Origin of the sequence: Agromyces mariniharenae (assembly GCF_008122505.1) — a bacterium.
Taxonomy (GTDB): domain Bacteria; phylum Actinomycetota; class Actinomycetes; order Actinomycetales; family Microbacteriaceae; genus Agromyces; species Agromyces mariniharenae.
Genome location: NZ_VSSB01000001.1, coordinates 2,260,131 through 2,274,458 on the forward strand (window position 1 = coordinate 2,260,131; position 14,328 = coordinate 2,274,458).

Consider the following 14,328-nt stretch of genomic DNA (forward strand, 5'->3'; position numbering starts at 1 on the left):
CGCGAACACGTCCGATACGGTTTCGTTGAGGCGAAGCCGAGAGGAGCGACGCATGCAGCGGGCTTCAGTCGGGGCGGGCTCACGGGTCACCGACCTCGTCTACGCCGGGATCGCCCTCGTCGCCGCGGTACTGGCCGTGGTCGGTGCGCAATTCGACCCCGTGGTCGTGGTGGCGATGCTGGTCGCCCTGGTGCCCTGGGCCCTGCTCGTGTTCGGTGTCGAACTCCCCCAGCTCGCCTTCGTGACCCTCGCGATCGTCCCGGTGGTCCCCGTCATCGCGCTCTCCGAGATCGGGGCGGCGCTCTTCGTCAGCTTCGCGGCCGCCAGCCGGCTCGCCAGCAGGTACGACGACCGCTGGCTGGTCGGCACGGTCACCGTCGTCGTCATGGCGCTCCCGTTCGTGCCGTTCCTGTTCGGAGTCGAATGGGATGTCGGCGCGATCTACTTCGCGTTCGGCGGCGCGTTCAGCGTGCTCGTGGGCGTGCTCCTGCGGCGCGCCACGCGGTTGACCGACGAGCTGCGCGCGGCCGAAGGCGAGCTGGCGGATGCCGCGGCGCGCGAGGAGCGGCACCGGATCGCCCGCGACGTGCACGACCTCGTCGCGCATTCGCTGGCGGTCGTCGTGCTCCACGTCGGCGGGGCACGTCGACTGCTGCGCAAGGATCCGGATGCCGCCGAGGCGGCCCTCATCGAAGCCGAACGAGTGTCGCGCGAGAGTCTCGATGCCATTCGCGGGGCCGTCGGGATGCTGCGGGATGACGACGAGTCCGAGGCGGCATCCTTGGACCTCGAGCGACTCGTTTCGACGTATCGCTCGGCAGGGCTCCCGGTGGATCTGAAGGTCAGCGGCACCGCGGAACCACTTTCGCTACCCCTGCGGCTCACGCTCTACCGCGTCGTGCAGGAGGCGCTCGCCAACGCCGCTCGGCACCGCGCTGCTGGAGCGTCGGCCACGGTGGACGTCGGGATCGACGATCACGCCGTCGTCGCCCGCGTCTCGAACGAGTTCCCTCCCGGCTCGACGGATGCCGGCCCCGACGGCTACGGACTCGTCGGGCTGCGGGAGCAGGCCGCCTCGCTCGGCGGCGAGCTCAGCAGCGGGCCCGAGGGCGACTCGTGGGTCGTCGAGTGCCGGCTTCCCGTCGGGGGTGCCGCGTGACCGCGCCGCTACGACTCGTGCTCGTCGACGACCAGGCCATGGTGCGGGCCGGCCTCGCGCTCATCCTCGGTGCGGAGCCCGACATCTCGGTGGTCGCCGAATGCGCCGACGGCACGGGCGTGCTGCCGGCGGTTCGCGCTCACCACCCCGACCTCGTGCTGATGGACGTGCGGATGCCGCGGATGGACGGTCCCGAGGCGTCCCGGCAGCTGCGAGCCGTCTCGGCGTCCCCGCCCGTGCTCGCCCTCACGACGTTCGACGACGACGCCGTGCTCTGGGGAGCGCTGACGGCCGGGGCCGCGGGCTTCGTGCTCAAGGACAGCCCGGCCGAAGACCTGGTCGCGGCGGTGCGCACCGTCGCCGCCGGGGGAGCCTGGCTGGACGCACGGGTGCTTCCCCGGGTGCTGGCGCGGGCGAAGGACCGCGCGCCGGCCTCTCCGGCGGCGAGCCGTGCGCTCGAGCAGCTGACCCCACGCGAGCTCGAGGTGCTGCGCCGCATCTGTCTCGGGGCGAACAACCGCGAGATCGCGGCGCAGCTGCGCGTGGGAGAGCGCACCGTGAAGTCCCACGTCTCGGCGATCTTCATGAAGCTCGGCGCGCGTGATCGGGCCGCGGCGATCGTCACAGCTTTCGATGCGGGGTTGCGGCCGTAGCGGGCATCCGATCGGATGCCGCGGAGCGCGCGGATTCGTCGACGAGCGCGCTCGCCGTGAGTGGCGCTGCGGTGTGAAGCGGCCGAGAGTCTGGATTCGGGGCCTGCCTCATGGCGGGTCACGAACTTTATGATGAAGCATGGCCGGGTTCAGGGTCAGGCGCCGACGCGGTGCGCAGGAACTCGAGGTCCACGACGCCGACGTGGCGAAGCGGGCCGGATCGGCCTTGGTCGCCGCCGATGAGCGCGTCCGCCTCGCCGCCGACGAGCTCGCCTTCGCCGAGGCGGAGCTGGGTTCCGACGCGACCGAGGGGCTGGCTGAGGCGATCGTCGCGGCGCGGGGGCTCTTGGGCGAGGCGTTCCGTTTGAACCGGACCAACCACGAGCTGACCGCGGGCACTCCCCAGGAGGTGCAGGCCCGCGACGCTCGCATCGTGTTGCTGTGCCAGCAGGCCGAGCAGGTGCTCGACGAGCACGTCGGCTCCCTCGCCGACGGGATCGGTCGGGCGCGACATGCGCCCGAGGTCATCGCCGGCGTGCGAGCCGACGTCGAGCGCCTGCGCTCCCGGCTCCCGTTGGCCCGCGGCATCCTCGATCAGCTTGCCATGCGCTACGCGCGCAGCGCCCTCGCCGCCGTCGAGTCCAACTCCGCGGAGGCGGAGCAGCTGCTCGGATTCGCGGAGCACAGCGTCGGTGTGGCCGAGCGTCGGCGGGCCGCTGGGCATCGTGAGCAGGCGAACGTCGCGCTCGAGGCATCCGTCGATTCGGTGCGTCGTGCCGCAGCCCTGCTCGACGAGGTGGAGGCCTTCGAGGTCGAGGCCCTGCGGGCGGAGTCCCAGCTGGCGGCCCTCGTCGAGCGAGCTCGGCGCAACCTTGCCATCGCGCGTGAGGAGCCCGCCTCGCGTCCCGTCGCGACCGCGGTCGCCGACCTGCAGGGTGCGCTCGCCGACCTCCCGCCTGCCGGCGTCATCACCGACCCGTTCGCCCACCTCAAGCAGCTGCGCGAGGCGAACGCGACGCTGGAGGCCGCCATCGACGCGGCCCACGAGCGCGCGACGCATCCGATCGTGCTCGTCGACCACGTGCGTCATGCGATCTCGCACGCAGACCGGGAGCTCGATGTCGCCCGTGATGCGATCGCCGGCCACCCGGGCCGGATCGGCGCCGAGGCCCTCACGCGATTGGCCGAGTCCGAGCGCATTCGCACCGATCTCGGCCACTACCTCAGCGGCTTCGGCGAGACGATCACGGTGATGGACCTGGATCGCCGAGCGCAGGTGATCGCCATGGCCCAGCGTGCTGCGTTCCTCGCGGGCGAATCACTGCTCCTGGCGCGACGGGACATCGACGCGTTCCGATCGCGGAATCCGAAGCCGCGGGTCGGCGTCGACGCGCACCCCAGCTCGACGCCGTAGGCGGAGGCACGGGGGCACCCCGCGCGGCATCCGGCGCGCTCCCCTCGGAAGGTCCTCGGGCGGGAGTACGCTCACGCGCAGCGGACCGCGCGACGTGCGCGTCTCCGGTGGAAGCGGCCTGGCCGCAGCGAGAAGGAGGCGGAGATGGTCCCCGAGATCAACTACTGGGCGGTGCTGCTGGCGACGGCGTCGAGCATGCTCGTCGGCTCGATCTGGTACGCGCGGGGCGTCTTCGGCACCCGTTGGGCGAAGCTCGCGAACGTCGACATGGATCGCCCCGGCGCGAGCGCGGTGATGCCGATCGTCGTGACCGTGCTCGTGAGCTTCATCACGGCATGGGTGCTCGCTGGCGCCTCGACGATCGCCTGGCACTTCTACGGCGGCAGCTACCTCTTCTCGGCGGTTCTCACGGCGCTGATCCTGTGGGCGGGATTCACCGCCGCGAGGTTCATCACGCACGACGTGTTCGAGGGTCGCCCGTGGGCGTTGACCGGGCTCAACATCGCCCACGAACTCGTGACGGTGGTCATCATGGGGCTGATCATCGGGGTGTGGCCGCCGGCCGGCACCGTCTGAGGCGCGGCTCGCCTCGACCAGCGAGCTCGCTCCCGCCCCGAGAGGGTCGGCCGCGTCACGATGCGAGCTGCGCCAGCAGTGCCTCGGCGTAACGGATCGTCTGGTCGCGACCGGAAGCGGTCACATTCAACCAGTCCTGGCCGACCCGGAGATCGACGCCACAATACGTCTCGGAGGTCGTATCGAAACACCGGATCACGGCCGCGTCGCTCGAACGCAGTCCAGTCAGCTCCACCGGCGATGTGGTTCCGGCGAGCAGCATCCGGTCGAACGCCCAGCGGCCGTCGCGCACCCAGCTGATGTTGAGTGCGCCGCCTCGTCCGACACCACCTTCCTCCGTCCAACCGCAGCTGAAGTTGCGTGCCTGAAGGCGGGCCTCGGCCCACTCGCTCCACCCGCCGCCACCCGTCGGTTCGACGCTCGTGCCGGCGATGGACGCCACCACATCGAGCGGCATCATCGACTCGCAGGTCTCGGGGAAGGGCGCGCCGGCGCGGTCCGGCGCGATGTATTCGGTGGCCGGACCCGCGGAGCTCACGGCTTCGGCGACGGCGTCGACCAGCGGCTGCCAGTGGCCAGGGATCAATGCCTTCGATTCGCCGCCGAACGCTTCGACCGTGACCCACGCGTCACCGACCTCGGCCGAGCTGCGGCACCCGAAGTCGTCGCACGTGCTGTAATCACCAACGTCGAGCAGGCTGACCGCGCGATCGCTCCAACCTTCCGCCGGCCGCGGCATGACGGAGACCGCCACGCCCACGTAGGTATCGCTCGTGCCGTACTGATCGTTGTTGGCCTCTCCGTTCGACCATTCGCACACCGTCCCGCCGACCGACAGGATCGACGTGCGCCTCGGGATGGACGCGCCGATTTCCGATGCGGTGACCAACGGGTCAGTGGCTGCCACGGCCGACGTGAACAGGCTCTCGATCACGGCGGGGTCGACCAACGTCTCGCAGTCCAAACCCAAGCGAGACGCCGGCTGGCCGGCGGTCACCTCGTAGTCGACGGGAGGCGGCGTGGGTGTGGGTTCCGGCGTCGGTGTCGGTGAGGCGGATGCCGCGGCGGCCGAGCTCGGGGTCACGTCATCAGATGACGTCGGAACGATTCCGAGCGCGAATGCCGCCCCCGCTCCGACGCCCAGGAGCAATGTCACGCCGACGCCCAGCCCGATGATGCGGTGCGTCGACCTCGAGCGCTTCGTGGCATCCGCTTCTCTGGCGACCTGCTCGAGCACGTTGCGCTTCATGGACACGAGCATTCGCGTCAGCTCGTCTCCGGTGGGAGGTTCAGATCTCATCGAGGGTCACCGCCTTCTTCAGTCGGGCACGGCTCCGGGACACGCGCTGCTTGACGGCGCCGACGCTGAGGTTGAGCAACTTCGCAGCGTCGGCGTAGGGCATGCCGTCGATCAGGCACAGCTCGCATACGCGCCGATCGGTGGGTTCGAGGCGTTCGATCTCGTCGAGCACCCAGCGGAGGTCCTCGCGGGCCGCCTCGGCATCGTGATGATCGCGCACCAGCCCCGCGGCATCCGCTCGGCTCTCGTCGAGCTCGTCTGCCTCATGACGCGCGGCCTTGCGTACCGTGTTCCGTCCGAGGTTCTTGCACGTGACGAGCAGCCAGGGCAGCAGCGACGTCTCGGGGATCGCGATCTCGGCCGCCCTGCGCCACATCGTGACGAACGTGTCCTGCACGATCTCCTCGACATCCATGCGGCTCGGGGCGATCGCCCACGCATACCGGGTCACGGATGCCGCGTGCCGATCGAACACGACCGCCAACGCCCGTTGGTCCCCGCCCGCCACCCGTCTCAACAGGTCGGCGTCGCTGCCCTCGTCCTCTTCCACGTGCACCTCCTCACCTTAGGAATGTCACGGGAGGCGGAAAGGTCACACGGTTCGCATCTTCTTCGGGTCTTCATGGTGCGGTCGGCGACGTGGCGGCCGGCTGATGCCCGAATAACGGATGCCGCGGACGCAGAATCCGACGCCCGCGGCATCCGCTCGGCCCCCTAGTCGACCGCGTTGAACGGGAACGCGACCGCGCGGAACCCCCACGCCGACTGCAGCCAATGCGGCACGAACTCGTCGAGCTCGCGCTCGAGATCGGAGCCGACGAGGTCGTCGACGACCCACCATGAGGACTCGGCATCCGCCTCGTCGTGCGGGTCGATGTAGACGCAGCCGACGAGCCGAGTTTCCTCCTCGTCGAGGATCGCGTAGTTGAAGGTGACGTGGTCGGCGATCTCCTGCTCGTGCATGGCGAGGTCCTCGCGGTCGGCCTCGTAGGTCATCGTCTCGGGCGGCCAGCCCCACGCGTCGCCGTAGATGCGCCAGAGGCGCTCGCGCGAGCCCATGACCGCCGGGTAGTCGATGTCGACGTCGTCGGCACGGATCGGGCGCAGGTGGAAACCGGAAGCGAGGTCGACCCGCTCGGGGTGCTCGAAGCCCTCGGGCAGCCAAGTGCGGGAGTCGGTGGTGTCGGTCATGGGTCCATGCTGGCGTACGGTTGGATGCCGCGTGCGCACCGAGCCGCTGACGAGTCGTCCTCGCCCCACAGCGCGCTCCCAGCGCCGACCCTAGGATCGAAGGCATGGCCGGATTCTGGGGCAAGCGCAAGCGCGAAGAAGAGCAGCAACTCCAAGCGCAGGACGCCGACTTGGCGAAGCGCGCCGGAACCGCCCTGGTCGCCGCCGACGAGCGCATCCGCGTGACCACCGACGAGCTCGCGTTCGCCGAGGCCGAGCTCGGCCCCGAGGCGACCGCCGACCTTCGCGAGGGGCTCACTGCGGTGCGCACGCACCTGGGCGAGGCTTTCCGGCTGAACCAGCTCAATCACGACGAGATCCCCGATACCGCTGAGGAACTGCGCACCCGCAACGCCCGCATCGTCCAGCTCTGCGACTGGGCCGAAGACGTGCTCGACGAGCGCACCTCGGCCCTCGCCGAGAAGATCGCCCGCGCGCGGCGCGCCCCCGAGATCATCGCCGGCGTGCGAGGGGATGTCGCGCTCCTGCGCGCCCGCATCCCGCAGGCCCGCGACACCGTCGAACGGCTCGCCGCCCGCTACTCGCCTGAGGCGCTCGCCCAGGTGCAGTCCAACCCCGCGGAAGCCGAGCAGCTGCTCGGATTCGCCGAGCACAGCGCCAGTGTCGCCGAGCGGCGGCGTGAGGCCGGGCAGCGCGAGCAAGCGAATCTCGCGCTCGAGGCATCCGCCGAATCGGTGCGCCGAGCGGCGGCGCTGCTCGATGCGGTCGAGAACTTCGAGGTCGAGGCGCTGCGGGCCGAGTCTACGCTGGCGGCGATCGTCGAGGACTCCCGCGGCGACGTCGTCGTCGCGCTCAAGGAGCCGCACTCGCCCGGAGTTCAGAAGGCGATCGACGAACTTCAGGCGGCTCTCGCCTCCCTCCCGGCGGCCGGCGTCAACACCGACCCGTTCACCCAGCTCGACCGGCTGCGCGAAGCGAACTCGGGCCTGGATGCCGCGATCGCCGCTGCCCGCGAGCGGGCTGCTCGTCCGATCCCACCGCTCGAACACGTGCGACACGCCATCGACGACGCCGACCGACAGCTCGCCGTCGCCCGCGACGTCATCGCCGGCCACCGCGGCTGGATCGGCGCCGACGCCCGCACTCGGCTGGCCGAGTCCGAGCGCATCCGGATCGACCTCGACCACTTCCTCGGCCGGTCGGCGGCAACAGCCACCGTGATCGACGAGGACCACCGCGAGCAGGCGATGGCGATGGCCCGCCGCGTGGCGTACCTTGCGGCCGAAGCCCTGCACCTCGCGCGGCGCGACATCGACTCGTCACGGCCGCAGGACCCGTGGGGCGGCGGTCCGGGCTGGGGCGGCGGTCGCCGCGGCGGCGGAGGCGACATGATGGGCGGGATTCTCGGGGGGCTTGTGATCGGGAGTGTGCTCGACGGGATCTTCGACTAGTGCTAGCCACTGGCGTCGACGGAGGTTTGCCTAACCATCAAGCGCACATCCCGAGATTGCCCCGTGTCACGCGAACTAGACGTGCGAAGTAATGACCAGACTCGCTTGAGTCAAGACGCGGTCGGCCAGCCTTCTTTCCTCCTCGAGTTGATCGGTCCTGGCCATCCACAAAGCCGCAATGTCGATCCCCGCTACCGCGAGCTGTGCAGCCGCGATGTCCACAAAGCTTTCGTAGCGCCGACGATCAGCGCTGTTCAATGAGTTCCATTCGCGGACGCCCAGCCCGAGCTGACTTTCCCACCGGCCTAGCGCATGCCCCGCGTGCACTGCAATGTATTCGAGTGTTTCGGTGGCTTTCGGCACGAGCTCCCGTAGCGCATCGACGTTGGACTTGATATCTGCGGCCGCTGCCTCGACCTTCTCCAACTCGGCATCCAAATCCTGTTTCATGCGCTTGCGCTTTCGTTCCGCCGTCGTCAACAGATCCGCGAACCCAACGACTGCCGCTCCGGCCACCAGCCCCAGAACGAACGCGTTGCCTCCGGAGGCGCTCGCGCCACGAGCGGCGACTTGGCCGGCATGTACAGCTGCACTGTAGCCACCAAGCGCTCGTGACTCACCTGATGATGATGCGAGGAGCTTCGCACCCGTCGAGGCCAATCCAAGCGCGACCGCTTGCACAAACGCCTTGTACCCCCCAAAGCTCCTGGCGTCCGCTGCGCCGTCGCCGGCTCGGCCGGCAAGGGCCGCCGATACACCGATCGTCGTAAATCGAATCTGGTACTTTGCCTCGACGTCGGCATCCTCGCCGTCGATGCTTTCGATGTTCTGTTCGCTTCGCGCTGGCGAGCCGCCAATGCGCGCGGCGATCGCACTAAATCTGATTAGGAACAGCTCGTTCGCTCGATCCCTCGCTTCGTTGAACGCTTCAAGGTCACGCTCGAGTTGTCTTTGCCTCTCGATCTCGCGACTGATGCGAGCTATGCGATTGTCGACGGACTCGATGCTGGGTCTCGCTGAACGCTCGGATTCGTCGTTGCCATCGGCGGCGCGAATGGCCAACTCGTCGGTCGAGATTCCCAATGCTCGCGCGACTCCCTCGAGTTTGTCTCGACCCGGCCGGAGCTGCCCGTTCTCAAGCCGGGAGATCGCGACACCAGCTCCGGCCTGATAGCCAGCGCGTTCCCCGAGTTGCTGTTGGGTGAGGCCCTTCTCCCTGCGGAGGGCTGAAACCACGGCGCCGAGGGACTCCAAGGAGTAGGAGGTCATGAATCTCATTCTATAGCCCAGCGTCATGGCTAAGTGGCTTGATATAAACCGACTTAGTGACTAACCTTCCCAAGGACCTAACATCACGATCAGGCCAGGAGAGCACGACATGACCTCAACCATCACGCCGCCAGCCATCGACCGACGCGCGTTCGCCACGATTGGGTGCGGAATCGTACTGGTCGGCGGAGGCTTCATCGGCTTTGCCGCTCTGCTCCGGATCCCCGCAGTGCACGACGCATCGATGCGACTCGTGCAAAACCCTGACGTGCGCAAGGTTAGCCAGGGCATTATCGCGGCGGTGGCTGACCATGTGGCCGCGGCCTGCCGCGGGGAAGCGGGACCTTTCGGCGCTAGGCTTCCCGCGTGAGCCTCTCAATGCCCAGTCCGCTCGATATCGCGCGACGTGAGCCCGCGAACAAGGTACCAATTCAGGTCGCCGATCATCCTGAGGCGCAGCGCGACACGATCCGTCGCTTTGCGTTCTTCGCCTATCGGGGAACTGACGGCTTAATCGGCCAAGAAGCTGGGGGCCGAGCATGGGCGGATGCTCTCGAGGCGCTTTCCAGTTTGGCGGAACCGGAAGAGTGGATCGGCGGGGCTTCTTCACTCGTGGCGCTTCCGATCCTCGACAGCTATGTCCGGTATACGTACCAGCGCCTCGTTATGGAGGACAAGATCGTCACGACTGCAGACAATGAGTACGCAGCCTTCAACACGGGTCTGCTGACTCAGTACACCGAAGATATCTTCGCGCTGTTTCAGCGAAACCGTCATCCCTCCGGCCAGCCGTGGTACTTCCTGCGCTGGGCGACAGAATCGGATCGGGACATCATGATGCATTTTCCCGAGGCGCCGCAGATGACCGAGTATGTGACGAACGCCGGGGACTTGGTCTACGACTGGCGACGAGACCTGAAGCTCAATTTCGAGCACATTCTGGGTGACAACATCGAGCGATTCCCACCCGAGCTTGCCAAAGCACCCCATCGTGCACGAGCGGCCATCACCGCCGCGATTGAGGTGGCAATCAAGCGTGTTCGGCGTAATCACAAGCTCGTGGTGCCCCAGTGGTACCCCCGGCTCCATGACGCCGGGGCGCAATTTCTCATGCCGCTCGACCTCACCGGAGATGGGAAGGCAGATCTTGCGCTAGTCGTCTCCGCGGTGGGCGACAGCTACAGGGGCAACACCGTGCTGACCCTCGAGATGGCGTATACCAACGCACGACTTGTCGCGCGCCCGGACTCTGAATGGCTTAAGCCACAGGCATATCCCGCAGGCGAGCTCGACGACGTGCTGGTCGGAGGCTAGGCGCAAGCGAGATCCCTTCCTGCTCGACTACCAGACGGCGATCCGAGAGCAATCGAGTGCGTCATCCCGCTGTCGGCCCGCCACGCCAACGGGACCGAGCCGCGATCGCCGACGCAAAAGGGGTCGCCCGGCCAAGTATGCGGTCGATGGTGGCAGCAGCTGGGGCTTCTCGTTCATGCGGCACATGCTCCGGAAGGTGGTGAACGGAAGGGGGCTCGTCAGCTGCTGTCTGGGGAACGGAGGCCGCCGCTAACTGTCCTCTGTCACGTGGTTAGTGACTAACCGATTGGGAGAAGGCCTCCGTCCTTCGTGGTCTCTAATGTCACCGAATGCGGACAAACGATTTGCGTTATCCGCCAGCCCGAACCTCGAGTCAACGATGCGTCTGGCACGATAGCCGGATTGGCGAAGGCTTGCGACTCGGGGGCAGTACGTCGCCACCGTCGATCGCTGTCGTCCTGCAACGAAGAAGTAGCCGCCACGAACCCCAAAGGAACTAGTCGCAACATGAAGACCGACGTCACGACGCCTCAGGGCATCTTCGGGATGCCCCAACACCTCACCGTTCCCCTCTATCAGAGACCCTACGTATGGAACGAGGACGAGCAATGGGGCCCTCTGTGGGCTGACATCCGACGGATAGCGGAGCATCGTTTGGGCGGCACGGGTACCCTCGCGACCCACTTCCTGGGAGCCGTCGTTACTCAGCAGGCGGACACGCAGCCCGTGGGAGTCCAGGAATTCCTGATCGTCGATGGGCAGCAACGACTAACCACTCTGCAGCTCGTCCTCGACGCGACCGCGGCAGCGTTCCGCGCGCGCGAGCTCGATGCACTGACGGGCCAGTTGGAGTTTCTCACTCACAACAGCGCGATGTTCTTAGGTTCGGACCAACCCGGGCTGAAGCTGCGGCACACCAATCGTGATCGCGGGGCTTTCCGGGAGGTAATGCAGGCAATTCCGCCTATCGAATACGCCGCGCTTTCCCATCGTGATTCGCTTCTCGTGAAGGCACACGAGTTCTTCTATGGACGTGTAGGCAAGTGGCTCGATGAGGGACCGGAGGCTCCGCCGATTCGCGCGGACGCCCTCTCGGTCGCACTGCAAAATGCCCTCGAACTGGTGGTCATTCAGTTGAGCGCGAGTGAGGACTCGCAAGAGATCTTCGAGACCCTCAATGCACGCGGAACGCCACTCACTGCGGCCGATCTCATCAAGAACTTCGTGTTCCAGAGGTTGAAGCAGGAAGGTGAGGACGAGGAACGTGCGTATCGCGAACTGTGGCCATTCGAAACCAAGTTTTGGGAGGCTGAAGTAAGCGTTGGCCGCTTTGCGACAACGCGCAGTGCGGTGTTCCTGAGTCAGTGGCTCGTGTCCCGCGTCGGCAAAGAGATAAGCCCGCGCTCCACGTTCACCCGTTTCAAGTTCTTCGTTGAACATGAGACGACGCTCTCCATGGTCGAACTACTTCGTTTGATCAGCGAGCAGGCGCGAACGTACCAACAGCTCACCGAGCGCGCAGCCGACGCGCATGCCGATCTGAGTCGCCTCGAGTTGCACATGTACCGGATGGGCATCGCCCAAGTTGAGATCACCAAGCCCATTGTGCTGTGGCTGACAGAACCTGGTGCCGGCTACTCAAAGGCCGTCATGGACCGGGTAATAGACATGGTGGAGAGTTGGATTGTTCGGCGGCGACTTCTGCGGTTGCAGAGCAGTGACCTCGGGCGAATCGCTGCCGACCTCGTGTCAACGGGGCGCGGCGTCGCTGAGTCCGAACTCATCGGAGTTGTCGAGCGCTTCCTCACCGGCCAACAGTATGCGAGTACATACTGGCCTGGGGACGCTGAGATCACTTCGGCGCTCGCGACGGAGCATTTCTATCGTCGATTCTCACAGCCGATGCAGCGATTGCTTCTACAGGCCGCTGAGGACTGGTACCGCGGATACGGTTCACGTGGCGCGTCGAAGACCGGCGTCCGCGTTTTTCGTGACAAGCAGCAGGTGGAACACATCCTTCCCCGCGGATGGCGCACCAATTGGCCCGTTACGAGCGCGGCGGACGAGGCAGATCGAGACGATCACGTTCACAGGCTGGGTAACCTCACGCTGCTCACTGGCTCACTCAATGCATCCGTTTCCAACAGTGGGTGGCTTGGGGACAAGGGCAAGCGCAGTGCAGTGGACCGACATGATGTCTTCCTGATGAACAGAGCTGTAGTCGCTCGTTCGGTTGCAGGGTGGGATGAGTCAATGATTGACGAACGCACGGCAGAGCTCACCAGGGCCCTCCTCGAGACGTGGCCAGTACCGGATACGCATGAGGGGAAGGTCATAGACCGGTCATCACGGCTCTCCAAGGCGACAGTGAGTTATGCCCATCTGATTGCCGCCGGCTTGCTGCAGGTGGGCGCCACCCTGGTGTGCACAGACGAGCGCTGGCCCGACGCGCGCTGTGAGGTCCTCGCAGGCGGGCAGGTTCTCTACGGCGGGAAAAGGTACTCTTCACCAGCGGCAGCTGCGCGCCAGGTGCGTGAGGGGAAGAGCGGAAACGCCTGGTACTTCTGGCGCGTCGAGAACGGAGCATGGTTGAACACGCTTCGCGATCGACTGCTGAATGGCGACGGCGCGGGTGGCGGAGGACTCAGCGCCTGAGCCCGGGAGGGACCCCAGACCTCGACGCCAACTCCGACCGCGATCAACGCGTAGCCCGCGACCGTCGAGGAGTTGGTCGTTAGCACTGGTGCGTCATTCCTGCCTGCGGAGGCCGTGTTTGGGCCCTGCGAAAGCAGTCGTCGAGCGAGAGGCGCGTCAACTCGCGCTGGCTGAAACGCAATATCCGACGGGTATCTCGTGCGCCTTTGATGCGATCGGCCCGTCGACGCCCGTGCGAGTACGATCCGTCACGACATCGAGATAGGACTCTAGGAGACAGCCGGCCTACTCAAGAGGGGCGAATGTGTCCCTCGCTAGTCTCATCCGCTAGCTTGAGCTTCTCAATGAGGTGCTCAGGATGGTGACAGCGCAGAGATGGATCGAGACGGGCTGGTATGTGGTTCCTAGGAACCCGCGAGACCTGTTCGCGACGCTCGGCGCTATCGGTGGATACAGCTCTCGGGCGCGCTTCGCGTGGCGAGGTCATTCGAGCGCCGACTTCGACCTCATCTCATCGCTGCAGCGGGCGCCAAACCTTGAGGATGAAGCGTCATTGCGTCGCGCAGAGCAGAGGACCCTGAGAGAGGCGCGCGATTGGGGTCTTGGGTATGGCTTTGGCGGGTGGGCAAGTGATCTGCAACTGCTCGCCGATCTTCAGCACTACGGCACGAGCACTCGGCTGATCGACTTCACGAGCAATCCCATGACAGCGCTTTGGTTCGCTTGTCTCCAACCGCCTCGCGACACGAACGTCTCCCGAAGTGGTCTCCTCTTGGCTATGAATACGGCGGAATGGCCGCGGTTTGGGCGTGCGCGTCCCTCCGATCGCAGGTCATCCCTCGACAACTCGGTCAGCGCCGAGCTCGAGGAGGCGCTCGCTGGCGAGTCTCCATTCGTCGTGGAATCACTCTCGCCGAACGATCGTCTTCGAGCACAGGAGGGCTTTTTCATTGCAGATCGGGTTCCGGACAGAGTCGAGCAGTCGGGCCCCTTCAAGAGCGTTCGCGTCGAGTACGAACGCGTGGAATCGGATTGGTTGAAGACCATGCTCAGTCATCCCGGCGACCGTCACAGACTTGGGACTGCGGGGCCAGTCATTCCGTTCGTAGCAGTGAAGGTCCGTCAAGAGATCAAGCATCGCGTGCGCTTGATGCTCGAGAACACCTACAACCGAACACCTCGAACGCTCTTTCCTGACTTCACCGGCTTTCGCGAGATGGGACACACCGTGACGCCGAGGGAGAAGTCGCCGACGGTGAACGAGCACCGCTGAGGAGTGGCGCACGGCTCCACCCCCGAACGTGGGTCCTCGTCCCCCGCCAGGCTCCTTCGTCCCGTGGGTGCCC

Annotated in this window: 13 protein-coding genes; 9 read left to right on the top strand and 4 right to left on the bottom strand. The window is 66.3% G+C overall.

Features of this window, described 5'->3' with window-relative positions; translation table 11 throughout:
- Positions 1 to 52 precede the first annotated feature (52 nt).
- The 4 genes from FYC51_RS10480 to FYC51_RS10495 all read left to right on the top strand — a co-directional run bounded on the left by FYC51_RS10480 (position 53) and on the right by FYC51_RS10495 (position 3,802).
- Positions 53 to 1,159 (top strand): sensor histidine kinase, encoded by a 1,107-nt coding sequence (locus tag FYC51_RS10480; protein WP_187432581.1) that lies wholly within the window; start codon positions 53 to 55, stop codon positions 1,157 to 1,159.
- Positions 1,156 to 1,812 (top strand): response regulator transcription factor, encoded by a 657-nt coding sequence (locus FYC51_RS10485; protein WP_148733479.1) that lies wholly within the window; start codon positions 1,156 to 1,158, stop codon positions 1,810 to 1,812. Before FYC51_RS10480 ends, FYC51_RS10485 begins: the two co-directional genes overlap by 4 nt.
- Positions 1,813 to 1,951: 139 nt before the next feature.
- A complete protein-coding gene (locus FYC51_RS10490) occupies positions 1,952 to 3,226 on the top strand; it encodes a hypothetical protein (protein ID WP_148733480.1) in 1,275 nt (424 codons plus the stop codon).
- A 144-nt stretch (positions 3,227 to 3,370) separates the two neighbouring features.
- Entirely contained in the window at positions 3,371 to 3,802 is a 432-nt protein-coding gene (locus tag FYC51_RS10495; RefSeq protein WP_148733481.1) for a DUF1761 domain-containing protein, read from the top strand.
- 55 nt (positions 3,803 to 3,857) lie between these two features.
- Here FYC51_RS10495 and FYC51_RS10500 read toward each other — a convergent pair whose 3' ends face one another.
- The 3 genes from FYC51_RS10500 to FYC51_RS10510 all read right to left on the bottom strand — a co-directional run bounded on the left by FYC51_RS10500 (position 3,858) and on the right by FYC51_RS10510 (position 6,293).
- Positions 3,858 to 5,051 carry a hypothetical protein gene (locus FYC51_RS10500; RefSeq protein ID WP_148733482.1) on the bottom strand — a complete coding sequence of 398 codons (1,194 nt, stop codon included), beginning with the start codon at positions 5,049 to 5,051 and terminating at the stop codon, positions 3,858 to 3,860.
- A gap of 40 nt (positions 5,052 to 5,091) precedes the next feature.
- Entirely contained in the window at positions 5,092 to 5,652 is a 561-nt protein-coding gene (locus FYC51_RS10505; RefSeq protein ID WP_148733483.1) for an RNA polymerase sigma factor, read from the bottom strand.
- A gap of 164 nt (positions 5,653 to 5,816) precedes the next feature.
- Positions 5,817 to 6,293 (bottom strand): GNAT family N-acetyltransferase, encoded by a 477-nt coding sequence (locus FYC51_RS10510; protein ID WP_148733484.1) that lies wholly within the window; start codon positions 6,291 to 6,293, stop codon positions 5,817 to 5,819.
- 104 nt (positions 6,294 to 6,397) lie between these two features.
- Between FYC51_RS10510 and FYC51_RS10515 the strand changes: the two genes are divergently transcribed.
- Positions 6,398 to 7,744 (top strand): coiled-coil domain-containing protein, encoded by a 1,347-nt coding sequence (locus FYC51_RS10515; protein ID WP_148733485.1) that lies wholly within the window; start codon positions 6,398 to 6,400, stop codon positions 7,742 to 7,744.
- A gap of 75 nt (positions 7,745 to 7,819) precedes the next feature.
- On the opposite strand, the gene FYC51_RS10520 is transcribed toward FYC51_RS10515, so the two are convergent.
- Entirely contained in the window at positions 7,820 to 9,013 is a 1,194-nt protein-coding gene (locus tag FYC51_RS10520) for a helix-turn-helix domain-containing protein (protein WP_187432582.1), read from the bottom strand.
- 109 nt (positions 9,014 to 9,122) lie between these two features.
- Here FYC51_RS10520 and FYC51_RS10525 point away from each other — a divergent pair, with 109 nt between their 5' ends.
- From FYC51_RS10525 to FYC51_RS10540, 4 genes are all read left to right on the top strand, one after another.
- Positions 9,123 to 9,383 (top strand): hypothetical protein, encoded by a 261-nt coding sequence (locus tag FYC51_RS10525; protein WP_148733487.1) that lies wholly within the window; start codon positions 9,123 to 9,125, stop codon positions 9,381 to 9,383.
- On the top strand, positions 9,380 to 10,327 hold the full coding sequence (locus FYC51_RS10530) for a DUF3825 domain-containing protein (protein ID WP_148733488.1): 948 nt from the start codon (positions 9,380 to 9,382) through the stop codon (positions 10,325 to 10,327). Before FYC51_RS10525 ends, FYC51_RS10530 begins: the two co-directional genes overlap by 4 nt.
- 507 nt (positions 10,328 to 10,834) lie before the next feature.
- Entirely contained in the window at positions 10,835 to 12,982 is a 2,148-nt protein-coding gene (locus tag FYC51_RS10535; protein ID WP_148733489.1) for a GmrSD restriction endonuclease domain-containing protein, read from the top strand.
- Between the two features lie 358 nt (positions 12,983 to 13,340).
- Positions 13,341 to 14,255 (top strand): FRG domain-containing protein, encoded by a 915-nt coding sequence (locus FYC51_RS10540; RefSeq protein ID WP_148733490.1) that lies wholly within the window; start codon positions 13,341 to 13,343, stop codon positions 14,253 to 14,255.
- The last annotated feature ends 73 nt before the right edge of the window (positions 14,256 to 14,328 follow it).

Excerpts from the sequence above, each read along its gene's own strand:
- FYC51_RS10500 (WP_148733482.1), bottom strand. The coding sequence starts at position 5,051 with ATGAAGCGCAACGTGCTCGAGCAGGTCGCCAGAGAAGCGGATGCCACG.
- FYC51_RS10520 (WP_187432582.1), bottom strand. The coding sequence starts at position 9,013 with ATGACCTCCTACTCCTTGGAGTCCCTCGGCGCCGTGGTTTCAGCCCTC.
- FYC51_RS10525 (WP_148733487.1), top strand. The coding sequence starts at position 9,123 with ATGACCTCAACCATCACGCCGCCAGCCATCGACCGACGCGCGTTCGCC.
- FYC51_RS10480 (WP_187432581.1), top strand. The coding sequence starts at position 53 with ATGCAGCGGGCTTCAGTCGGGGCGGGCTCACGGGTCACCGACCTCGTC.
- FYC51_RS10515 (WP_148733485.1), top strand. The coding sequence starts at position 6,398 with ATGGCCGGATTCTGGGGCAAGCGCAAGCGCGAAGAAGAGCAGCAACTC.
- FYC51_RS10490 (WP_148733480.1), top strand. The coding sequence starts at position 1,952 with ATGGCCGGGTTCAGGGTCAGGCGCCGACGCGGTGCGCAGGAACTCGAG.
- FYC51_RS10535 (WP_148733489.1), top strand. The coding sequence starts at position 10,835 with ATGAAGACCGACGTCACGACGCCTCAGGGCATCTTCGGGATGCCCCAA.
- FYC51_RS10540 (WP_148733490.1), top strand. The coding sequence starts at position 13,341 with ATGGTGACAGCGCAGAGATGGATCGAGACGGGCTGGTATGTGGTTCCT.
- FYC51_RS10510 (WP_148733484.1), bottom strand. The coding sequence starts at position 6,293 with ATGACCGACACCACCGACTCCCGCACTTGGCTGCCCGAGGGCTTCGAG.
- FYC51_RS10495 (WP_148733481.1), top strand. The coding sequence starts at position 3,371 with ATGGTCCCCGAGATCAACTACTGGGCGGTGCTGCTGGCGACGGCGTCG.